Origin of the sequence: Cronobacter turicensis, assembly GCF_041222865.1 — a bacterium.
GTDB classification, from domain to species: Bacteria; Pseudomonadota; Gammaproteobacteria; order Enterobacterales; family Enterobacteriaceae; genus Cronobacter; species Cronobacter turicensis.
This window is the reverse complement of the sequence record NZ_CP165997.1, coordinates 2,320,823-2,343,221: the sequence shown is the minus strand read 5'-3', so window position 1 is coordinate 2,343,221 and position 22,399 is coordinate 2,320,823. Positions and strand designations below refer to the sequence as shown.

Annotated in this window: 16 protein-coding genes and 2 pseudogenes; all 18 read left to right on the top strand. The window is 50.3% G+C overall.

What is annotated here, in order from left to right:
- The first annotated feature begins 7 nt into the window (after positions 1–7).
- The 18 genes and pseudogenes from AB8W27_RS11185 to AB8W27_RS11100 all read left to right on the top strand — a co-directional run bounded on the left by AB8W27_RS11185 (position 8) and on the right by AB8W27_RS11100 (position 22,357).
- A complete protein-coding gene (locus AB8W27_RS11185) occupies positions 8–499 on the top strand; it encodes an Hcp family type VI secretion system effector (protein WP_015741070.1) in 492 nt (163 codons plus the stop codon).
- A 287-nt stretch (positions 500–786) separates the two neighbouring features.
- Entirely contained in the window at positions 787–3,450 is a 2,664-nt protein-coding gene (gene tssH, locus AB8W27_RS11180) for a type VI secretion system ATPase TssH (RefSeq protein WP_041923492.1), read from the top strand.
- Positions 3,443–5,800: a type VI secretion system Vgr family protein gene (locus AB8W27_RS11175; protein ID WP_015741072.1), complete on the top strand. Its 2,358-nt coding sequence runs from the start codon at positions 3,443–3,445 to the stop codon at positions 5,798–5,800. Before tssH ends, AB8W27_RS11175 begins: the two co-directional genes overlap by 8 nt.
- Positions 5,801–5,813: 13 nt before the next feature.
- Positions 5,814–8,015, top strand: a complete 2,202-nt coding sequence (locus AB8W27_RS11170; protein ID WP_015741073.1) for a hypothetical protein — start codon at positions 5,814–5,816, stop codon at positions 8,013–8,015.
- Positions 8,012–8,599 carry a hypothetical protein gene (locus AB8W27_RS11165; protein ID WP_049787144.1) on the top strand — a complete coding sequence of 196 codons (588 nt, stop codon included), beginning with the start codon at positions 8,012–8,014 and terminating at the stop codon, positions 8,597–8,599. Before AB8W27_RS11170 ends, AB8W27_RS11165 begins: the two co-directional genes overlap by 4 nt.
- Before the next feature lie 389 nt (positions 8,600–8,988).
- A pseudogene (locus AB8W27_RS11160) lies at positions 8,989–10,178 on the top strand (DUF2345 domain-containing protein); the annotation flags it as partial.
- A gap of 71 nt (positions 10,179–10,249) precedes the next feature.
- On the top strand, positions 10,250–10,738 hold the full coding sequence (locus AB8W27_RS11155) for a DUF3828 domain-containing protein (RefSeq protein WP_282914003.1): 489 nt from the start codon (positions 10,250–10,252) through the stop codon (positions 10,736–10,738).
- A gap of 10 nt (positions 10,739–10,748) precedes the next feature.
- Positions 10,749–13,412 (top strand): hypothetical protein, encoded by a 2,664-nt coding sequence (locus AB8W27_RS11150; RefSeq protein ID WP_015741077.1) that lies wholly within the window; start codon positions 10,749–10,751, stop codon positions 13,410–13,412.
- Positions 13,413–13,452: 40 nt separating this feature from the next.
- Positions 13,453–13,842, top strand: coding sequence for a hypothetical protein (locus AB8W27_RS11145; RefSeq protein ID WP_161577677.1), 390 nt, complete (start codon positions 13,453–13,455; stop codon positions 13,840–13,842).
- A 193-nt stretch (positions 13,843–14,035) separates the two neighbouring features.
- Positions 14,036–14,535, top strand: a pseudogene (locus tag AB8W27_RS11140) (DUF2345 domain-containing protein); the annotation flags it as partial.
- A gap of 331 nt (positions 14,536–14,866) precedes the next feature.
- On the top strand, positions 14,867–15,112 hold the full coding sequence (locus AB8W27_RS11135; protein WP_049787146.1) for a hypothetical protein: 246 nt from the start codon (positions 14,867–14,869) through the stop codon (positions 15,110–15,112).
- A 68-nt stretch (positions 15,113–15,180) separates the two neighbouring features.
- A complete protein-coding gene (locus AB8W27_RS11130) occupies positions 15,181–17,751 on the top strand; it encodes a CHAP domain-containing protein (protein ID WP_282914001.1) in 2,571 nt (856 codons plus the stop codon).
- A gap of 30 nt (positions 17,752–17,781) precedes the next feature.
- The gene (locus tag AB8W27_RS11125; RefSeq protein ID WP_369832969.1) at positions 17,782–18,288 is read left to right on the top strand and encodes a hypothetical protein; all 507 of its coding nucleotides are present in this window, start codon (positions 17,782–17,784) and stop codon (positions 18,286–18,288) included.
- 9 nt (positions 18,289–18,297) lie between these two features.
- Complete coding sequence (locus AB8W27_RS11120; protein WP_015741083.1) at positions 18,298–18,705, top strand: hypothetical protein; 408 nt, start codon at positions 18,298–18,300, stop codon at positions 18,703–18,705.
- Between the two features lie 7 nt (positions 18,706–18,712).
- Positions 18,713–18,997: a hypothetical protein gene (locus AB8W27_RS11115; protein ID WP_282914000.1), complete on the top strand. Its 285-nt coding sequence runs from the start codon at positions 18,713–18,715 to the stop codon at positions 18,995–18,997.
- The gene (locus tag AB8W27_RS11110; RefSeq protein WP_015741084.1) at positions 18,930–19,460 is read left to right on the top strand and encodes a hypothetical protein; all 531 of its coding nucleotides are present in this window, start codon (positions 18,930–18,932) and stop codon (positions 19,458–19,460) included. The genes AB8W27_RS11115 and AB8W27_RS11110 overlap by 68 nt, the downstream gene beginning before the upstream one ends.
- 177 nt (positions 19,461–19,637) lie before the next feature.
- A complete protein-coding gene (locus tag AB8W27_RS11105; protein ID WP_282913999.1) occupies positions 19,638–21,980 on the top strand; it encodes a hypothetical protein in 2,343 nt (780 codons plus the stop codon).
- Complete coding sequence (locus tag AB8W27_RS11100; protein WP_081469646.1) at positions 21,980–22,357, top strand: lysozyme inhibitor LprI family protein; 378 nt, start codon at positions 21,980–21,982, stop codon at positions 22,355–22,357. The genes AB8W27_RS11105 and AB8W27_RS11100 overlap by 1 nt, the downstream gene beginning before the upstream one ends.
- Positions 22,358–22,399 lie beyond the last annotated feature (42 nt).

Genomic DNA, 22,399 nt, shown 5'->3' with positions numbered 1-22,399 from the left:
CAATCCAATGGCAATTCCTGTTTATCTTTGGCTGAAGGACGATGGCGGCGCGGACATCAAGGGTTCCGTTGACGTGAAGGATCGCGAAGGCAGCATCGAGGTGGTGGCGCAGGAGCACACCCTGTACATCCCGACCGACAACAACACCGGCAAGCTGACGGGTACCCGTATTCACACGCCGTTCCTGTTCACTAAGGAGATCGACGCGTCCAGCCCGTACCTCTACAAGGCGGTGACCACCGGCCAGACCCTGAAATCGGCAGAGTTCAAATGGTACCGCATTAACGACGCGGGCCAGGAAGTGGAGTACTTCAACACGAAACTGGAGAACGTGAAGCTGGTGAAAGTGGCGCCACTGATGCACGACATCAAGGACCCGTCCAAGGAGAAGCACAACCATCTTGAGCGCATTGAACTGCGCTACGAAAAAATCACCTGGACCTACAAGGACGGCAACATCATTCATTCCGACTCCTGGAACGAACGTACCACCGCCTGATTACCCGTCACACTTCGCGCCGCAGGTGCGTTGGCTGCATGTGCTCGCCCGGTCACATAGTTCACTGTGCTCCCGGAGACTCACACTTTTGCCGCCTTCCTGCAGCGCGAATTATTTAGGGTAATCCGCCCGTGCGGGCAGGACTCTCTGCCCGCAGTTTTTGTTTCCTGAGTGGCCGGTAGTCGGCGGCTGAGCAAACAAAAACACAATTCGGTACTGACCTGATGCGCTTTGGTAAATAAACAGCGAGGGGCGGTAGCGTGTCTGCAATCAGAGGGAAGATGAATATGGAACACCAGTCAGCCGTATTACTGCGCCGTTTAAATCCTTACTGCGCCCGCGCGCTGGAAGCGGCGGCCACGCTGTGTCAGACCCGCGCTCACGCCTCTATTGCGCCTGAGCACTGGTTGCTCAAGCTGCTGGAACTGGGCGAAGGGGATATCACGGTGATCGCCCGTCGCTACGAATGGGATATGGATGGGCTGTGGCAGAATTTACTCGCGCATCTGGACAGGCTGCCTCGCTCGGTGCGCGGACGCCCGGAGCTTGCTGATCATCTGCAAAGCCTGCTGCAACAGGCCTGGCTGTATGCCTCGCTGGAAGATAACAGCCAGATACGCGGCGTACATCTGCTGATGGCGATAACCGAAAAACCGTCGCTGATTCAATGCGACGGCATATGGCCGCTACAGAGCCTTTCACGCGCGCAACTTGAGCGTCTGCGCCCGATGCTGGATGCGCAGTCGGATGAACGTCCCGAGGCGCAGCAGGAAGCGCAACTCACCCGCGACTCTGGCGACGGCGTGGCGTTTGCCGGTCATGCGGAAAAAGAGCCGGTAAAAGAGGGCGGACTCAACCCGGCGCTTCAGGCTGTGCTGGATAAGTTCACTCTTGATATCACGGCGAAAGCGAAAGCCGGAGACATCGACCCGGTCTTTGGCCGTGACAACGAAATCCGCCAGATGGTGGATATTCTCTCACGGCGTCGCAAGAACAACCCGATACTGGTCGGCGAGCCGGGGGTCGGCAAAACCGCGCTGGTGGAAGGTCTGGCGCTCAGAATCGCGGAGGGCAACGTGCCGGATAACCTGAAACCGGTATCGGTACGCACGCTTGACCTCGGCCTGTTACAGGCGGGCGCGGGTGTGAAAGGCGAATTTGAGCAGCGGCTGAAAACCATCATTGACGCGGTGCGTCACTCCTCTGCGCCGGTACTGCTGTTTATCGACGAGGCGCATACCCTCATTGGCGCGGGCAACCAGGCGGGCGGCGCAGACGCGGCCAACCTGCTGAAACCGGCGCTGGCGCGCGGCGAACTCAGAACCATCGCGGCCACCACCTGGAGCGAGTACAAGCAATACTTTGAGCGTGACGCCGCGCTGGAGCGCCGCTTCCAGAGGGTGAAAGTCGATGAGCCGGACGACGACACCGCCTGCCTGATGCTCCGCGGCCTGAAACCCCGCTACGCGCAGCACCATGGCGTGTACATTACCGATGAGGCTGTCCGGGCCGCCGTCACGCTCTCACGGCGTTATCTCACCGGGCGCCAGCTACCGGACAAAGCGGTGGACCTGCTGGATACGGCGTCAGCCCGTGTGCGCATGAGTCTCGATACCGTACCGGAGCCGCTGACGCAGCGGCGCGCCCGCATTACCGCCCTCGAACTCGAAAAGCAGGCGCTGCTGGAAGAGATCGCGCTGGGCAGTACCGCGCATGGCGAGCGACTGGCGGCGATTGAACAGGAAGAAGTCTGCATTATTCTTGATCTTGATTCGCTGGAAACGCAGTACGATCAGGAGCTCGCCGCAACGGAGCGGTTGCTGGCCTGCCGGCGCGATATTTCCCGCCAGGCGGAGCGTGCGGCAGTGCAAGAAGAACTGGCGATCGCTCAGCAGGGCAACCCGCTGCTGGGGCTGGATGTGGATGCGCGTACCGTGGCGACGGTGATTGCCGACTGGACCGGCGTGCCGCTCTCATCCCTGATGAAGGATGAACAGACAGAGCTGCTGAGCCTTGAGCAGAAGCTGGGCGCGCGCGTGGTTGGTCAGACGGCGGCTCTGGAGGCGGTCGCGCAGCGGCTGCGCGCGTCGAAAACCGGGCTCACGCCAGAAAATGGCCCACAGGGTGTGTTCCTGCTCACCGGCCCGAGCGGCACAGGCAAAACCGAAACGGCGCTGGCGCTGGCGGATGCGCTGTTCGGCGGCGAAAAATCGCTGATAACCATCAACCTTTCAGAATATCAGGAGCCGCACACCGTTTCGCAGCTTAAGGGGTCGCCGCCGGGCTATGTCGGTTACGGCCAGGGCGGCATTCTCACCGAAGCGGTGCGCAAACGTCCCTACAGCGTGGTGCTGCTCGATGAAGTGGAAAAGGCGCACCGCGACGTCATGAACCTCTTCTATCAGGTGTTTGACCGCGGCTTTATGCGCGACGGCGAAGGATGCGAAATCGATTTTCGCAATACGGTTATTTTGATGACTTCCAACCTTGGCAGCGACCACATCATGCAGTTGCTGGAAGAAAAGCCGGATGCCACCGATACCGACCTGCATGAACTGCTGCGCCCGATATTGCGCGACCATTTCCAGCCTGCCTTACTCGCTCGCTTCCAGACGGTGATTTACCGCCCGCTGCACCCACAGGCGATGCGTGCCATCGTGGAAATGAAGCTGTCGCAGGTAAGCCTGCGCCTGCATCGTCATTACGGCCTGACGACAGAAATCAGAGAAAGCCTGTACGACGCCCTGACGGCGGCTTGCCTGCTGCCGGACACCGGCGCGCGCAATATCGACAGCCTGCTGGCGCAGCAGATCCTGCCGGTGCTGAGTCAGCAGCTATTAAGCCACATGGCGGCGAAGCAGAAGCCGCTCTCTCTGACGCTGGGGTGGAGTGAGGAAGAGGGTGTGGTGATGGAGTTTGATGTGGCGATAAAGGAGCGCGGAAATGAGTGATGTTACGCTGGATACAACCGTCGCTCAGGCGGCGCAGCTTCTGGGCCAGTCCCGATATCGGGTCGATATTCATGGCTGCAGTGACTTTCTGGACGTGCTGAGTTTCAGCGCGGAAGAAGCGCTTAGCGCACCCTGGTATTACGACATCGCGCTCACCTGTGCGAACCCCGATATCGCCTGCGACACGCTGCTGCTCAAACCCGGTTCCTTTACTTTCCAGACGCCGCTGTTTACCGGCGCGCCCGCAACAGAAGTGCGCAGCGTTTATGGCGTGGTGCAGTCGTTCCGGCGTGTTTCAACCTCGGCAGACGAAACGCGGTACACCCTGCGCCTGGTGCCGCGTATCGCCCTGATGCAGCATACCCGACGCAGTGAAATTTACCTTAATCAGTCGGTGGTTGAGGTGGTGGAGAAAGTACTGCGTGAGCATGAGCTGGAAGGCGCTGATTTCGAGTTTCGCCTGTCGCGTGAATACCCGCAGCGTGAACTGATCACGCAGTGGCGCGAAACCGATCTGGCGTTCATCCAGCGCCTGCTGGCAGAAGTGGGTATTTTCTGGCGTTTCGAGATGGACAGCCGGCTTGGTCAGGATGTCGTGATCTTTCAGGACTCCCAGGCGCAGTACCAGTTTGGCGTGACGATGCCGTTGCGACATCCGTCGGGCATGAGCGACAGCGGACAGGAAAGCGTCTGGGATCTCCAGACCGCGTTTGATGTGGTGAGCGGCAGCGTCGCCACTCGCGACTATAACTACCGCGAGGCGCTGACGCCGCAGGACAGCACGCAGTCCGTCAGCAGCACAGACGGCATTACCACCGGTGAGGTATATCACTATGCCGAACCGTTTCTGACCGAAGGCGACAGCGACAGCCCGGAGACCGGCGCGTATTACGCCAGGCTTCGTCATGAGCGACTTCTCAACGGGCAGTCGCTGATAACCGGTCGCAGCACCAGCCCGCATCTGTTACCCGGCCAGGTGCTCGAGGCGGATGGCAGCCTGCCGGAGACGCTGAAAGCGGGCATCGTCATTACCCGTATCCGCAGCCGCGGTTCGCGCCGGGCCAGTTTCCTACTGGATTTTGACGGCATTCCCTACAGCGAAACAGTCTGCTTTCGCCCGCCGCTGCGCAGGCGACCGGTGATATCCGGCACGCTGCCTGCCCGGGTGGAGAGCACGCAGAAGGGTGACATTTACGCCTGGCTGGACGAGACCGGGCGCTACCGGGTGAAGCTGGATGTTGACCGCACCGGCCGCGAGCCGGGTTATGCGTACCTCTGGTTGCGGCTGGCGAAACCCTATGCGGGCGATAATTACGGCTGGCACGCCCCGCTGCTGGACGGCACGGAGGTGTCGGTGGCCTTTGACAGTGGCGACCCGGACCGTCCATATATCGCCCACGCGCAGCATGACTCCGCACACCCGGACCACGTCACCCGCGACAACCACACCCGCAACGTGCTGCGCACGCCCGCGAACAACAAATTACGGCTGGAAGACCAGCGGCAGCAGGAGCACATCAAGCTCGCCACGGAGTACGGCAAGACGCAGCTGAACATGGGGCACCTGGTGGATGCCCGGCGACAGGCGCGCGGCACCGGTTTTGAGCTGCGCACGGATGAGTACGGCGCGGTGCGGGCGGCGAAGGGGATATACCTGTCGGCGCATGAACAGATGAAAGCGCAGGGACCGGTGCTGGAAATGACGCAGGCGCTGGGCCAGATACATCAGGCGAACCGTGAGATGCAGGCGCTGAATAACGCGGCGAAGGTGGCGCAGGCGCTGACCTGCGATATCGGCACGCAGCTGTCTCTGGTGCAGGACCGGCTGGCGCAGCTGCATTCCGCCGTGGTGCTGGCAAGCGCGCCACGGGGGATGGCGCTCAGCTCCGGGGAACATCTCCAGCTGACCAGCGCCGGAAACACCATGATAAACGCCGGTCAGCATCTGGATGTGGGGGCGATGAAAAACCTGTCGGTGACGGTGGAGAAAGCGCTGGGGCTGTTTGTGCATAAGGACGGCGCGAAGGTGGTGGCGAATCAGGGTGAGGTGGAGATACAGGCGCAGCACAACACGATGTCGCTGTTCGCGCGTGACCGTTTCACCGTCACGAGTAATGAGGATGAGATTGTCATCAGCACGCCGGAGACGCTGACGCTGAACGGCGGCGGGTCGTATCTGAAGCTGAGCAAAAGCGGCATTGAGCACGGCTCACAGGGTGACATGCTGATGAAGGTGGCGACGTATCTGGTAACGGGGACGGGGGCAACGCTTCCCCATGAAGCGCCTGAATTCAGCATGAAAGATATTACTCAGGAAAACACCATGAGCAGCAAAGCTTTTAACGACTGAGGGAGGCTGAATAGTGCCTGTATTACCCAAAATTGCCTGGCCTGTTCCTTCCGGTAAGAGCGGGAATGAATTTGCCAGTCTGGACGATATTCTTTCGCATCTCGCGGGCGAATCAACCGGTCAGTATACGATTGGCCGCAACGGGATGTGGCATGGCGGGATTCATATCACTCATGCCACAACGCCCTGGTGCGCCCTGAGTGGCAAAGCGACATCAGAAATGATCGACTTCCCGGTCGCTTATAAAGGTGAGCAGGCGATTCGCTGTATGGCCGACGGGGAAGTGGTTGCGTATCGTATCTGTAGGGACTACCTGACGCTGGGCTGGGAATCCGGTCCGCTGTATTTTTCGGGTTCATTTGTACTGGTAAAACACTATATCCAGCCGGGCGAGAAAAAAACGAGCGGGCTGCATTTCTGTACCCTGTATATGCATCTGGCACCGTACTCGGCCTATGAAAGCGCTAAAAATGTCCACTGGATCACCCAGGACACTCTCTCCGGTTATTCTGAAGCTGACTGGTTAATCATGAGCCTGAGTCGCAGTGACCAGAAACCTGCGAGTGCTGGTACGGTCAAAAAGGAAATGCCTGTGACCTGGGATCCCTCTGATCAGTCACTGATATCCACTCATGGAGGGCGCACTTACGGGCTGGCAACTCTCAATGCTGACAGCGGAAAGCTGAAAGCCGGGCAACGGGTATGGATGCTGGTCGATAATAACAACATAAAACCCGCGCCGGGCAGTGGCCCCGGGTGGTGGGCGCATCTGCTTCCTCCCTCGAAAGAGATCATGGTATTTGATAAAACGGTCAGCCTCAGTAAACCGTTTGCCATAAAGGCTGGCGACCCCGTCGGGCATATGGGGTATTTTCAGGCGCCCACAGAGGGCGGCTATGAGGCACGTTATCAGGTACATATCGAATGCACGAGCATGGATGATAATCTGGAAAAATTCCTGACCAATCCAGAAAAATCGGGGGAGAAAAATCCCCTCTGGCTGAAGTATTCACCGGGGCTTGCGCTGTACACAAAAGATGTCGCGAAAGGCACCTTTGCAAAAGGGACGACGTCGGCAACGCGGACAGGGATCCTGCCACTGAGTAAAGTCACTACTGAAACGGATAAATCCACAAAGCAGGAATACTGGCAGCTTTTGCCGGAAAATGCCTACGCGCCCAAAGGGCAGGCGGAGCCGCAGCTTTTGTCACAGTATGATCTGGCAAAGCTGGGCTTCAGAACGGAAATTGTGCAGTCAACCAGTTTTGATTACCTGGATGGAGAAAACCAGCCTGTCGGCTTCTTCCGCAGCCTTATCAACGCACTCTGCGAGGCGGCGACCGGTGATACCCGCACAAGCCATGCGCTGGTGAGGCATAATTATCAGCGGCTGCTGGATAAAATTGACAGCGGAAGCGATCGTTATTCTCCGGTGGAATACAGGAGTGCGCTGCATAATCCCGACTACCGGGACGTCATTCAGAAAACAATCGTCAGACATCCAAGCGACTGGTATTTCAAAAAAGATGACGCCATCTGGAAACCGTTCCTGAACGCGCTGGAGAAAGAAGCACCGGAATGGAAGCAATACAGTGAAGATTTTCTCGATAAGATGGTCTGGATGCAGGATGTGACCACAGAAAAACTGGGGCCAGCGCTGTGGCATATGCATCCGATATTTTTTCTTGGCTCTTTGAAAATTCAATCAGTTTCTATATATAGACATTATACCCCCTCAGATGCTAAAGAAGCATTAAAAACTATTTATGAAGAATACGGCTACGATATGGCTAAAACAATCGAGCAGCTATATAGGGATGAAACAGGTCATTTTCTATCAACGCAGTACAAACGATGTGGTGCAGGTGGCATGGAGGTATCTGGGAAAAATCCTCAACCGCCAGGGTATGGTTGGAATGAGTCTCTATTTTTACGCCACCCTGAATATTCACCTATTGGAGTTTGGTGGGCCTTCGAAAATAAAGGGTTAAGTGGCCAAGGGGGTAATCAGCAAATCACAAGCAGAAAAAAGGGATATATTATATTCCCATCTGTCTTGGCTGCAATGGAATATAAGGTTGATTACATAAAAAGGAATGGGGGTAATTGGGCGAATTGGCACTCACGAAACCCAACAGTACAAGAGCACTATAGATCTGCCATTTCGAAAATGAGGCATACTTTTGTTGATGAAATCAAAGGGGAGAGCAAATGAAAGCTCATAAAAGTATAATGATTCTGTTATTTTATGTGTTGCCGTTACCTATGTCATTTGCTGCAAGCCCAGAGCAATGTTACTCATATTTTACTGAATTAGTGAGGAGTAGTAGTTATCCGTTTAACGAATGGAATGTTAAACCCAAAGAAGTAAATTTGATGATTGATGATGATAACGATTCTATTATTAGAGCAAAACTAGTTATTGATACTAATGGCACGGGGACGATAGGGTGGGTTTTGTTTAAAAAAAGCAAGGCAGAATTGTTTGATATAACTGTCGATCCCAAAAAACCAATAAAGCTGTCCTACAATAATGAGTATAATAAAGCTCAGATATACTGTCTTTCAGGTGAGGTCGTTTATCAGGTTCGTAGCAAAAAGCGTGTGTATTTTTTTGATAAATCTAACTCTGGAATGAAAAAAACAAAGGCATTCATTGTGAATGGGGATTATGTGCAGCGGTTAGAAACGCAGGGCAATTATACCAAAGTTATTTATCAAACAAAGTCAGGTGGTAAAGTTACTGGCTGGGTTGAATTGGCATCACTGAGTCAAATAGATTTTAAAAATAATTGGTAAAAATGGTTATTGCAAAGGTATGTCTTAGATATATTTCCAAGGAACACACAGATAAAAGGTAAATTTTTGCTTAAAATCCTTCATGAGTTATGAACCCATCTTCGGCGACTCGATACTGTTTAATTCTGAAACAATAAAATTCATTGGTATCAGAAGGTGACCCCGACAGCCCGGAGGCCGGCGCGTATTACGACTGCGCAGGCTATATTAGAAACGGGATATGGAAAATCTGTACCTACTGACATAAATTCAAAAAAATACAGTTACAATATATTTTGAATAAAAGCACATGGAAATCCTGATTAGTTGAAGATTATACCCATGAAGTTGAAAATGGAGTAAGAGCTAGGATTGTTGATAAATTTCAAGCGTACGACTCTTATGAGACGAGTATTAATGGACGAGCGGAATTTTTCCAAAAAAATCCGAGATACCATTTTTTATTTAACAGTAACGACCCCATGGAATGGGCCAGAGATTTGCAAAGAGCCGGATATGCAACTTCTGGCTGCGGCTGGCAAAACCCTACGCGGGGGATAATTACGGCTGGCACGCCCCGCTGCTGGACGGCACGGAGGTGTCGGTGGCCTTTGACAGTGGCGACCCGGACCGTCCATATATCGCCCACGCGCAGCATGACTCCGCACACCCGGACCACGTCACCCGCGACAACCACACCCGCAACGTGCTGCGCACGCCCGCTAACAACAAATTACGGCTGGAAGACCAGCGGCAGCAGGAGCACATCAAGCTCGCCACGGAGTACGGCAAGACACAGCTGAACCTGGGGCATCTGGTGGATGCCCGGCGACAGGCGCGCGGCACCGGTTTTGAGCTGCGCACGGATGAGTACGGCGCGGTGCGGGCGGCAAAGGGGATATACCTGTCGGCGCATGAGCAGCTGAAAGCGCAGGGACCGGTGCTGGCGATGACAGAGGCGCTGGGCCAGATAAATCAGGCGAACCGTGAGATGCAGGCGCTGAATAACGCGGCGAAGGTGGCGCAGGCGCTGACCTGCGATATCGGCACGCAGCTGTCTCTGGTGCAGGACCGGCTGGCGCAGCTGCATTCCGCCGTGGTGCTGGCAAGCGCGCCACGGGGGATGGCGCTCAGCTCCGGGGAACATCTCCAGCTGACCAGCGCCGGAAACACCATGATAAACGCCGGTCAGCATCTGGATGTGGGGGCGATGAAAAACCTGTCGGTGACGGTGGAGAAAGCGCTGGGGCTGTTTGTGCATAAGGACGGCGCGAAGGTGGTGGCGAATCAGGGTGAGGTGGAGATACAGGCGCAGCACAACACGATGTCGCTGTTCGCGCGTGACCGTTTCACCGTCACGAGTAATGAGGATGAGATTGTCATCAGCACGCCGGAGACGCTGACGCTGAACGGCGGCGGGTCGTATCTGAAGCTGAGCAAAAGCGGCATTGAGCACGGCTCGCAGGGTGACATGCTGATGAAGGTGGCGACCTATCTGGTGACGGGGACGGGGGCTGACATGCCAAATGAAACCGTGAATTTCAGAAAAGGCGATATTTCGGTACAGGATGATTTCAGCAGTAAATCGAGGAATGACTAGGGGTGAAAAACATGCACTATATCGCAGTGATAGCTACATTAGTTTGTCATGTAAACAGGATGTGCAGGACTTTGAAAATTAATAATTCCATTTCAAGGTTAGCTACCGTTTTAATGATGGCTGCCTGCTTTTCTTCTGTTTCATTTGGACAGGAATCTGAGGTTGCCGGGAGTAGCATTTCATCCCCGGAGGAGACGGTTAAGCAATTTTATTTCGCATATCTTACTGCCTGGGGTGACCCAGATATTAAACGTAGTCTGGCAGACAGTGAAAAGGCTGTAAGTGAATATACGACGCAACATCTCAGAAATCTTATGCAAGATAACGACACTGGTGCGGATTATTTCACCAGCGCTCAGGAAGCATGCCGGGACTGGGCTTATAACATATTCACGAATAATCTGGAGCTCAAAAAAAACACAGCGGATATAAATCTCATCCTTGGTTATAACAGAAGTAAGTCAGTCTATCAGATACACCTGATAAAGAAACAGGGGCGATGGTTAATGGATTCAGTGAAACTTTACTCAAGGGTTAGTGAAACTTGTAACCAGCAGTAATGGTGGTGAAATGATCGATATAGAAAGAGCTATTGCCACGTTAAATAAAAACGCAGAAATCCTTGCCAGGAAATATAAATATGGTAACGGACAGTGTGCAAGATATGTTAAAGCTGCATTAATTTCAGGAGGAGCATCGTCTGCTGGTTCTGATATTAATGCCGCTAAAGATTATGGAGCATGGCTGGAGTCAATCGGTTTTGAAGCGGATAAGTCAGCCACGACGGTTAATACGGGTGGCGTGTATTCAGTTTCATCCCAGAGAGCAGGGGACGTTGTCGTTATCCAAAACGCGCCCGGTCATCCGCATGGTCATATGACCATGTTTAATGGCACAAGTTGGGTGTCAGATTATGTTCAGGACAAGGGATTTTATCCAGCTCAGGTTTATCGTGACCAGAATACAAAATATGTACTTTATCATTATAAAGATTCTGGCTCAGAGAATATGCCGGAGAACTCTTCGCAGAAAAGCATAATTAACATTTGCTACCCCATCCGTAAGGAAAGCGGACAGGAATTTAATCATACCGATGAAATTCTGGCGCATCTGGAGGGCGAATCAACCGGGTTCTTTCTGATTGGTCGTAACGGGATGTGGCACGGCGGCATTCACATCACGGATGCAACGACACCGTGGTGCGCGCTCAGCGGTAATGGCGCGGGCGAAACCGCACAGTATAACGGCCAGCATGCGGTACGCTGTATGGCAGACGGTGAGGTGGTGGCTTACCGGCTTTGTAAGAATTATATCCCGGTCAGCGGGATAACCGGGCCGCTCAGCGTTTCGGGTTCTTTTGTACTGGTCCGGCACTATATCCAGCCGGGTAAAACGGAAAAAAGTGGCCTGCATTTTTACACGCTGTACATGCATCTGGCGCCGTATTGCGCTTACCCGCAGGACAGTAAACTCATGAAAGTGGCGGACGGTCAGCACATTAACGCGTATATCGATGACACGCTACTGTGGTGTGTGCGCTTGCTGCCCGGCGGAACGCGGGTGTCATGGGATAAAACCGATGCGGCGGCCACCCAAAAGGCCAAAAACGGCCGTCAGTATGCCCGCGTCACGCTGGTTGACGGGCTGGAGGGTAATCCGGCGCTGAGCGCAGGCGACAGCGTCTGGGTGGTGTGCGACCGGGGAAATCTGGTGCCTGAATATGAGGGGCCTGTGCGTCCGGCGTGGTGGGCGCCCCTGATGGCATCAGCGAAGGATAAAATGCAGTTTGACGATGTGGTGTGTGTGAATGAACCGTTTGCCATTGCAGCCGGTGCCCCGGTCGGACATCTGGGGTTTGTGCAGGCACCGACAGACGCGGGGAAGGAATCCCGTTATCAGGTGCATATCGAATGCCTGAGCGCGGATGACAATCTGGAAACCTTCCTGACTAACCCGGAGGCGGCAGGGAAAGATAATCCGCTGTACATCAGATGCACGCCCGGTCTCGCGCTGTATCAGCACGACGTGAACACGGGTTTTATTAAAACCGCCGACAACACAAAAGAAGACACCCTCCTGTTGCTGTCACAGGTGCCGGTGGAAACAGGCGGCACCAGGGATAAACCGGAGCAGTACTATCATTTCCCGGAAGGGTTTGTGCTTAAAGGCGAGACATCACCGGAGCAGCTGTCGCAGTATGACCTCGGAAAACTGGGCTTCACTGTAATGAAAGACACGCCGGAGAGCTTTGTTCATCTCGACGGAAAAAAGCAGCCGAAAGGGCTGGTAAGGCAGCTTTACGAAAAGCTGCTTGAGGTGTCGCAGAAGGACCGGCGGGTCAGCAATGCACTGGATCCCCATAACTACCGGCGGCTGCTGAATAAAATAGACAGTAACCGTGACGGCTTATATTCACCGGATGAATACCGGCGTGCGGTTCACAATCCGTCTTACCGGGATACGCTGTATAAAACCATCGTCATGCATCCGAGTGACTGGTATTACAGAAGTGACGAGGATATGTGGGCAGGTTTTATTAAAACGCTGGAAAAGTATGCACCGGACTGGGTGCCGTACACGCAGCAGTTCACTGACAGGCTCTGCTGGATGCAGGAACTGAAGAAATTAAAACTGGGGCCGGTGTTATGGCATATGCATCCGCTGATGTTTCTGGGTTCATTTATTAAAAGAGATAAAATTATATGGATGAAAAAATTTACAGAAAAATTTGGGGTAATCAAAGCAGAGGCATTTAGGTCTAAACTATTAGAAGTTTCCAAAGAGTTAAATATTGATCCTAATTACATAATGGCCTGTATAGCACTCGAAACGGGGAAAACATTCAGAACAGATATCAAGAATCCTGGCTCATCTGCAACGGGTCTAATTCAGTTTATGGATGATACGGCTAAAGATCTTGGAACTTCAACCCATAAACTCAGGTTGATGAACCATGTAGAGCAAATGGAATATGTTAAGAAATACTTTAAAATGCAGGCAGACAATGTTGGAGTTCCAACAGAAAAATGGACTCTTGAAGATGTTTATTACTCTATTTTTAGACCTAAGACGATATTGCTTGGACCAAATGACATTGTTTATGAAACAAGCGATGGAGACTATTATAGCAAAAACCTTTATCACGATAGAAACAATGACGGTAAAATCACTAAAAATGAAATAGCTGAGAATATCAGAATTAATTACAAATTAGGCATTCCTGAGGCTGGATGATATGGACTTACGATTAAAATATTTTACAAGAGCATTGTGCATGTTAGTTATATCTACAAAAGCATATTGCATTAATAGGAATGATATATTAGTTAGCGCCAGTGGATTAAAAGACACAGGTTTTGTGGATGGGCAAATGGGAACAGTAAATGTTGACCTGAATGGTGATGGATATAAAGATGTTATTAAATATATATTTTCAAATACAACTCCACCTGGTACTTGTGAGCAATTAGATTGTATGTCCAGCCTCGATAGCTCGCCAATCTTAACGTTTGATATAAATATGCATGATGGAAAATCTATTGACGGAACATATATGTGTACTTTTTTAGGGGTGACCAAGCACTTTCATAATGGAATGAAAGATATATTTTGCGGACCTAAGTATATACTACGTTGGAACGGTGAAGAATACGATGCAGACTAGAGATAAGTCCTAATTACGGCCAAGGCTATATTAACATCAAAGGTTTGCCATGACAACCTTTACAAATGATATAAAGCTATGATTTAAAAATAAACAACTTATATTTCAAGAAAGTTAAAGCTAGTCGAAATCGTTTTTTAATTTACTAAAAATCTCTGGAACAGAAGAAATAAAGTGAACATTTTCTAGACATGATAGCCTGGATCAAGCAAGCACTTGTATCAGGATTATAAACGCCGGTCAGCATCTGGATGTGGGGGCGATGAAAAACCTGTCGGTGACGGTGGAGAAAGCGCTGGGGCTGTTTGTGCATAAGGACGGCGCGAAGGTGGTGGCGAATCAGGGCGAGGTGGAGATACAGGCGCAGCACAACACGATGTCGCTGTTCGCGCGTGACCGTTTCACCGTCACGAGTAATGAGGATGAGATTGTCTCAGCACGCCGGAGACGCTGACGCTGAACGGCGGCGGATCGTACCTGAAGCTGAGCAAAAGCGGCATCGAGCACGGCTCGCAGGGCGACATGCTGATGAAGGTGGCGACGTATCTGGTGACGGGGACGGGGACGGGGGCGTCGATGAAAGGTGAGTCACCTGATTTTCAAAAGTCTGATGTCAGCGTGGTGTCATCTGACTCGCAGAAGTCTGACACCAGCGTGGATGAAAAGAATACCGGGAAATGGGCCAGTAACTAACACGGAGCACGGATGCAATGTCAGTCTTACCAGCAATCACTTTCCCTGTTCCGTCAGATGGTCAGGGTAAAGCGTTTAACAGCCAGGAAGAAATACTGACTCACCTGGATGGTGAAAATTCCGGCCCCTATCTGGTGGGAACGCAGGGAATGTGGCACGGGGGCATACATATCACCAACCTCACAACACCCTGGTGCGCCCTTAGCGGTAACAACAGTTCCGAAGTGAAGTACGTGGCGGGTGAGCCCTGTAAAGGGGAGCAGTCTGTCAGATGCATGGCGGATGGCGAGATAATTACGTACCGGGTATGTAAGGACTATGCATCCGTTCAATGGCACGGCAGTCCGCTCTTTTTTCCGGCTCCTTTGTGCTGGTCAGACATTACGTGCAGCCCGGAGAGAAAAAAGAAAGCGGGCTGACATTCTTTACGCTGTACATGAACATGGCGCCTTTCAGCGTTTACCGGCAAGGTGATGAAAATGAAAGGGTGACGGCCAGCGCACTGACCTATTACGCCAGTGCTGAGGATGTGATAGCGGGAAAAAAGCAGGCTCACTTCCCGCCGGAAGCCATGTAACACTGGGAAATGAGGTCATCAGCGCGTCACGTAATCAGCAAAACCGTCAGTACAGTGAGGTCACGCTGGTGAACGTGCCTGAAGGGTCGCCTCTGGCATCCGGTACGGCAGATACACCGTCATGGTGGACTAACTGCACTCCGGCCTACAGTCCGGCGGGCGGCTCACTGACACGTTACAGAACGGCAAAAAACTGGCGCTACTATCTGAGCCGGGACGATGTGCTGGCAAACCATAGCGCCGGCACGCTGCAGGCCGGTTTTCCGGTATCAGCTGACCTGAGCAATACAGCATTCCAGGTGATACGCAGCAGCGACAGTCACACCTTCAGTCTGGTCACGCTCGGTCAGGTCGCGGGAAAGGAGGCAAAAGGTAACCGGGTCTGGATGGTATCTGATGGTGACAGCCTGACAGCAGAAAACGAAAGTACGTCAGACGGTCAACCTGTGTTTGACAGGGTGGTCAGTCTGAGCACGCCGTTGAAGATTATGGCGGGAGACAGTATCGGGCACCTGGGGTTTTTTGAGCTGCCAACGGATAACGGCAAGCTGTCGCGCTATCAGGTGCATATTGAGTGCCTGAGCACGGATGAAAACCTGGAGAACTTCCTGACCATCCCGGAAAAGGTGGGGGAAGACGATCCTGTCTGTCTGAAATATGACAAGGATGTGCCGCTGATGATGCCGGACGCAAAGGGCGTCATGGTGGATGCGCAGCGGAAAACCACGGCGCCGGGAGTGGTCGAGATGTCACAGGTGACAGGCGTGGACCGGGACGGCCACAGTGTGACGGATAAAAAGCGCGCGGCCTATTATGAAATCGAGCCGGAAGCAGGCTGGCTTGCAGCAGAAAAGGCAGAAAAAATTTCGCGGTATGCCTTCGCGGCGCTGGGTTTTACAACGCTGAAGAGTACAACAGACAATTTTGACCTGATAGACGGCATACATCACCCGGCGGGCGTGGTGAAGAGTATTCTGGAGCAGTTATATGCGGCCGCGCAGGCGGAAACGCGCAGTGAATATGCGCTGAATGCGTTTAACTACCGGCGGCTTCTGGAGCAGGTGGACAGTAACCGGGATGGGTATTATTCAGAAGAGGAATATGTACAGGCGATACATAACCCCTCTTACCGGAATCAGTTATTCCGGTTAATCGTGAAACATCCGGGAGAGTGGTACTACAGCAAAGGTGATGCGCCGTGGAAGAATTACCTGGATTCGCTGGGCGAAGATGCTCAGGCGTGGCGGGATTATACCGAAGCCTTTCTGGATAAGATCGTCTGGATGAAACAGGTGCCGGAAATGGTGGCGGAGCCATGGCATATGCATCCGGTAATGTTTCTTGGGGCTTTACGTGTTGAGTTGGATTGTGCCAAGCTCATCTGGGGTCAAATAGTTGATAATGTACATGGCAAAGAAAAAGGCTGTAGGTTTAGAAAGAAAACTCTTCAAATTTGCAACGAACTTTGGGGGAGAGAGAAAGGTAAGGATTATGCGGATGTACTAATGGGGTGCATGTCTGTTGAAACAAGTCGAATGTTTTCTTCTTCAGTAATAGGATACAGGGAAGTCAAAGATAAAAATGGTGATGTAATATATGTGCAAGGTGCTAATGGGCCAAGACCAAAAATAGAACTTCACGCATATAGCAATTCAGAGATAAACCGTAACGATGATTTGGTTTCTAATCACGCGGTTGGCTTAATACAATTTACACAAGCCGCCGTAGATCAAATAAATCAAACGCATGGCTGTAATGTTACAAAAAAAGATCTGGCATTAATGGATGAGATTGAGCAACTAGAATACGTTAAATTTTATTTTACTTCTAATAAAGATAAATTTGATCTCATTAAGAAACCTGAGGATGTTTATACATATATATTTTGCCCGGAAGGTGTAGGGAAACCAGATGATGCAGCATTGTATTCCCAGCGTGATAACCAAAGATCCTATAACAGTAATGCCAGTTTGGATACATCTGTGAATGGAAATCATGGTAATAATGATGGCATCATACAAAAAAGAGAACTCTTGTCTCGTCTACATGCTTTAATAAAAGAGGGTGAAGTTTATCGTAATCAATGTAATTGTTTGAAAAAATTCAAAGCCGGACCTGACTGGATGCCAATTGCTATTGAAGAATATCAAGCTTATAAAGCATTGATTGAAACAGATGATGTCTTAAATGATAGAATTAAAATATATCATAATACCACAAATGCGAGCGGAAATGATGGTTCAACTTCATGGTGTTCATCCTTTGTAAATTGGTGCATGATCCAGGCTGGATATTCTTATTGTGCAACTAATAGTGCCTTAGCTAATTCATGGAGTGCAATAAACTGGCAAGGCGGTGAGCAGGTCGACAAACCCTTTTATGGTGCAATAGTTGTGATGAATTACAGTCACGTTGCTTTCGTCTATGGTATTAATAAGAGAGGATATTTGTTGCTTTTAGGCGGCAATCAGGGAGGGGGAAGAATCGGAACAGCAAATTGCATGTCCATTAGGCCTAATAGTCTATCTGATGTTTCTTATATCATGAAGCCTAAAGGATATGAAATATCTGATGATGATTATAAGTTGCAAGTTATTGATATGGATGCGCCTGAATTGAATTTTTCTAGTACACATTAAGGATGTTATAGTGAAAAATGTTTTTTTATAATGCTCTTATTTTCGACAAGTTTACTTGCTGATGATAATTGTTTTAATGATTATTTTCTAAAATTTTCATCTGTTTTTTCATCGAAAAAAATTAGTGAAAAAGATTACATGAGTCTTGTCAATTATTTTCCGGATGTAAATATGTTTATAAACTATGGAACCAAACCACCACGAGCATACATTCAAAGAGATGGGGTGTCCTTGGCGTTGCAAAACCCTGGGGTTATCTTTAATGGAGATGATTCAAAAAATTATTTTTTGGAATATATAAATGCAGAAATCATAAACAACCAAGATATTATACTTGATAAGCCTGTTGTATACAAAAGGAAAAGTGTAACTTATACGTTTCGTGTAAAGGAAGCTAATGGCAAAAGAATTGTTTTAACGGAGGATATTTTGGCTTCTGTAGATAATGAGACTTTCTCTGAGCATGACTGTTCATACTTTTTTTCGAAAACGTTGGGTGGGGTAATAAAGCTGACAAATATTAATTGTGCTGGATAAGGAAGAGTAATGCTGCGAATCATTTTTTTTGTCGTACTTAATCTTTTCTCACCTTTCTGTATCTCGAATGAAGTTAGCATGCCTGAATCGGAATGGGTGGGAAAATATTTTTTTGAAGAGCAAGGGGAGATGCTTATAAATGGAAGTCGGGTTTATTTACGATATGATATAACCATTTCCAATGAAATGATTGCTAATATTAGATTAACTACGTGGCATGCACCTCTTTCATGTGTCGGTGATTATAGAATGGTTCACAAAGAAAATAAGTTTTTTTTGAGTTACATAGATGGGGTAGAAAATTGCCCTTATCCTGCGCCACAGTATGAAATAAAAAAAGAAAATGGGCAGTATTTTATTAAAGGTATTATCATTGCCTATGCGAACAATAAATGGGTGAAAATGGTTAAATTTTAGGGGGCTAATGCAAATTACAGGATATGAAAAATATAATGGTTTTTTCGAAGATTATAATACTTATTGGGAGGGATCGGCTCCAGATGTAGTAAATTCACCCGAAATGATAAACGAGATGCCGTCTGCTATTCGAAGTGCTATTTGGTTTTGGGTGAAATACAAGCCGTACATGGCTGATTTAGGCAAAGGTTATGATGATGTTGCAGGGGTTACTAGAATGGTGAATGGTGGCGCTATGGGGCTTGCTGAGAGAAGAGATGCTTACAAATTATGTGAAAAGGTTTTTTTATGAAATTTATATTTTTTATTTTTTCATTATGTTTTTTTATAATTGCCATGCTGCTGGATGCAACGTTGAAGAAAATCTTGTGGCGTCATGTGACCTTCCGGGTCAAATAAAACGGACCGCTGCATTTTGTGCTGATAAAAATAACAAAATTAAATATTATTTTAAAGAGTCTCATGCTATCAAATTTAAAATAGAATTCAACTCTGAAAGGAAGTTAAAAAGATGGTTGGATCTTGGAACTTATACCACATACTTTGGTTTTAATAATGCATCTTATACTTATGTTCTTGGGGTTCCTGAAGAAAAACCCGGAGCCTTGGCATTTCTTGAAATCAAAAAAAACGGGAAGACTATAAGCTCTAAAGAATGCTCTTCTAATTCATTTGGTGAGAAAAATATTGAAAGTGACAGTATTGAGGATGTACCAGATTCAGTGGTGAGGGGTGATTTTTTTAAATTTCCTTAATTAAAAATCAAAACAACTCTTTGGTTTTGAACGGGCCAATTTTATATCACCCGCTAAGTGTTTAATTACTCGGATGCAGGGGCGGCAATGAGGGGCGTCACGCAGACATTCGGGAAGGCTGACACGGAGCTGGTTTCGCCCCCGCAGCGCGGCCGGTTTTCACGCTAGGGAGGCCGTATGAAAATCAGTTACCCCGTCAGGAACACGGACGGTCAGGTGTTTCGTTCATGTGATGACGTGATGCGGCTTGTTGATGGCGAGGCGCACGGTACCTGGCTGCTGGGCGCAAACACCCTGTGGCACGGTGGCATTCATATCAGCGATGTCACTAATCCTTTCTCGGCCCTGAACCCGGAGGCACAGAATACCGGCGAGCCGGTCCCGCTTCAGTTTATGGCCGACGGGACGGTGGTGGCGTACCGGCTGAACAATACGTACCTGACCGCCCCGTACTGCGGAAAGCCGCTGCGTTACAGCAGCAGCTTTGTGCTGGTGAAATCGGTCTGTCAGCCCGACCCGCAGAAGGAAAAAAGCTGGCTGGAATTTTACTGTCTCTACATGCATCTGGCAGCGGTGGAGGATTATCCGGTGTCGCCCTGTTATAAAGTGCGTGAAGGGCACAGCGGGATACGGCTGCGTAAATATACCCCCGGACAGAACGGTCTGCCGGAGGGCGCTGCGGAAAACGGGGCCGCCGGAGATTATGCCGCGCCGCCGAAAACGAAGCGGAGTCTGAAGGCCGGCGACCGGTTCTTGGTGTCGCGGACGGGACGCTTTTATATCACGACAAAAGGCAAAGCCACCCTGGCCACCTTCGGGCTGGCCCGTCTGCTGAACGGGGATGTGCCGGGAGCGGAGCAGTACTGGGTGACGCTGGACGCCACGCTGACGGAGCCGGACGGCGACCTGCAGTTACTGATGCCGGAGTGGATGCGCCGGGCCGTACAACAGGGTGTTTACGATACCGTGGTGGTGACAGGGGAAAAGGAAGCGTGGACCGTCAGCGCGGGCACGCCGGTCGGGTTTATGGGGTGTACGGAGTCGCCCTCAGAGAGCCGCACGCTGGTGGACAAAGAGTGGTATGTGCATCTGGAAGTGCTGAGTACCGACAGCCGGATGCCGGCGTTCCTGGCCAACCCGGAAAGGGTGGAGGGGGAGAAGCGCTGGCTCCTGGTCGGCAAGGGAAAGACGCTGTATGTCCGCCAGGACACAGAAGGGCAGCCGGTCTTTACTGCCACCACCGTCAGCGCTGGCGCGCAACGTCTTCTGTCGCGGGAGGCGGCGACGCCAGTGGCGGATGCGTCACAGACCTGGTGGTACAACATCACCGGCGAGGGCTGGCTGCCCCAGAGCGATGTGGAAGAGATAAACCAGTACGAACTGGTGAGGCAGGGGTTTCAGCCGCTGGAGGAAACGGGCGGTGGCGACGTGATGAACAGCCCGTATGAGGGCTGGGTGCCGGCAGCATTCGGGGAGATAAGCCGGTCTGCGGAGCAGGAGACGGAGCATCAGTACAGTCAGGTACCGGCGTTTTACGGGGACCTGATGACAGAGATGGACGGCAACCGTGACGGGAAGGTGACGGCGGAGGAAGTGCGGCAGGCGCTGACGGTGCGCGATCCGCTGGTCAGGACGGTGGTGAACCGCCTGGTGGTGAAACATCACAGCGAGTGGTGCAAGGGACGTTCAACGGGTCGCTGGGAAGGATTTTATAAGGATCTGGATCCGCTGGAAGTGGATTACTGCGAGAAATGGCAGGCAGATCTGGAGTGGATGAGTCAGGTGCCGCCTTTTGATAAGGATGAGGCGGTGTGGCATTTTCATCCGGTGATGTTTTTGGAGGAATTAAGTGATGATGAGATGGCTCTTAAATGGCTCACGGTTCCTTTTGGCCAATTAACATTTGATTCAGAGGGTAACGATATAGAAGATAGCATATACTTTTCCAGGCATCCACATGTGCCTAATAACAGAGGAATTGTTATTGGTAGATCTGGCGTTACGTTTGGAAGAGGCCTTGATCTTGGTCAGCAAACAACTACGTATATAAAAAGTCTTCTACAAGAAATGGAAAAAGACTCAAGGCCATTGTCGGAAGCGTTAAAGATTTGGCTATTAGGAAGTGTTGGCAAACAAGGTTCTGAAGCTCTTATATATTGTAATGACATTAACAAAACAGTTCCGCTGAATGAGCAATCTCTTACACGAAAACAGCAGCACTTTCTTTTTAAAGCAGTATATAAACATCAGTACGAGGTAACTAAGAGAGTGCTTTCAAAAGGTGTTGATATTGACAATGTTAGGGTGACAGCCGATCTCGATAGCTTTGACCAAAAAACTCAAGATGTTTTGGTGGATTTAACTTTCAGAGGAGATAATTCCCCCTCAACCAGAAGGTATTTCATGAGTGACTTGAATGAAGGCGCACAAGCTTTCAAAAATAACATATCCAATACGCACTGGCGAACTGCTTTCGGTGTTCCACTAGAGAGATTTAATGCAAGGAAGAGGTATTTGTAATGAAAGCTTTATTAAGTGTAGTGTTTCACTTTTTTTTAATAATGTGTAATGCAGCGCAAGCTGCGTCCTCTCATGATGAAGATATGTATTATAGTGAAATTAGCCGGGACTATTCAAAAGCAGATAAAGAGCTTAATCAGGTTTATACGATTCAAGTTCAGCAATACAGAAAAGAAGGTGCTGATTTTTATGGGCAAGTACAGTCGCGTGACGTTTTTCTAAAAAAATCTCAGCAGGCTTGGATAAAAATGAGAGATGCTAGTTGTGACTACGAAACTTATGAGTCAAGAACAGGGACGGGTTTTTCAGGTATATATATAAAATGCCTGCTTGATAAAACAAATGAGCGGATAAAATATTTAAAATCATATAATTAGCGTATATTCTTAACGGGGTGAAAAAGTGCCTCTGATATTTAT

Excerpts from the sequence above, each read along its gene's own strand:
- AB8W27_RS11185 (WP_015741070.1), top strand. The coding sequence starts at position 8 with ATGGCAATTCCTGTTTATCTTTGGCTGAAGGACGATGGCGGCGCGGAC.
- tssH (WP_041923492.1), top strand. The coding sequence starts at position 787 with ATGGAACACCAGTCAGCCGTATTACTGCGCCGTTTAAATCCTTACTGC.
- AB8W27_RS11175 (WP_015741072.1), top strand. The coding sequence starts at position 3,443 with ATGAGTGATGTTACGCTGGATACAACCGTCGCTCAGGCGGCGCAGCTT.
- AB8W27_RS11165 (WP_049787144.1), top strand. The coding sequence starts at position 8,012 with ATGAAAGCTCATAAAAGTATAATGATTCTGTTATTTTATGTGTTGCCG.
- AB8W27_RS11150 (WP_015741077.1), top strand. The coding sequence starts at position 10,749 with ATGATCGATATAGAAAGAGCTATTGCCACGTTAAATAAAAACGCAGAA.
- AB8W27_RS11145 (WP_161577677.1), top strand. The coding sequence starts at position 13,453 with ATGTTAGTTATATCTACAAAAGCATATTGCATTAATAGGAATGATATA.
- AB8W27_RS11135 (WP_049787146.1), top strand. The coding sequence starts at position 14,867 with ATGGCACGGCAGTCCGCTCTTTTTTCCGGCTCCTTTGTGCTGGTCAGA.
- AB8W27_RS11125 (WP_369832969.1), top strand. The coding sequence starts at position 17,782 with ATGCTCTTATTTTCGACAAGTTTACTTGCTGATGATAATTGTTTTAAT.
- AB8W27_RS11120 (WP_015741083.1), top strand. The coding sequence starts at position 18,298 with ATGCTGCGAATCATTTTTTTTGTCGTACTTAATCTTTTCTCACCTTTC.
- AB8W27_RS11115 (WP_282914000.1), top strand. The coding sequence starts at position 18,713 with ATGCAAATTACAGGATATGAAAAATATAATGGTTTTTTCGAAGATTAT.
- AB8W27_RS11110 (WP_015741084.1), top strand. The coding sequence starts at position 18,930 with ATGGTGGCGCTATGGGGCTTGCTGAGAGAAGAGATGCTTACAAATTAT.
- AB8W27_RS11105 (WP_282913999.1), top strand. The coding sequence starts at position 19,638 with ATGAAAATCAGTTACCCCGTCAGGAACACGGACGGTCAGGTGTTTCGT.
- AB8W27_RS11100 (WP_081469646.1), top strand. The coding sequence starts at position 21,980 with ATGAAAGCTTTATTAAGTGTAGTGTTTCACTTTTTTTTAATAATGTGT.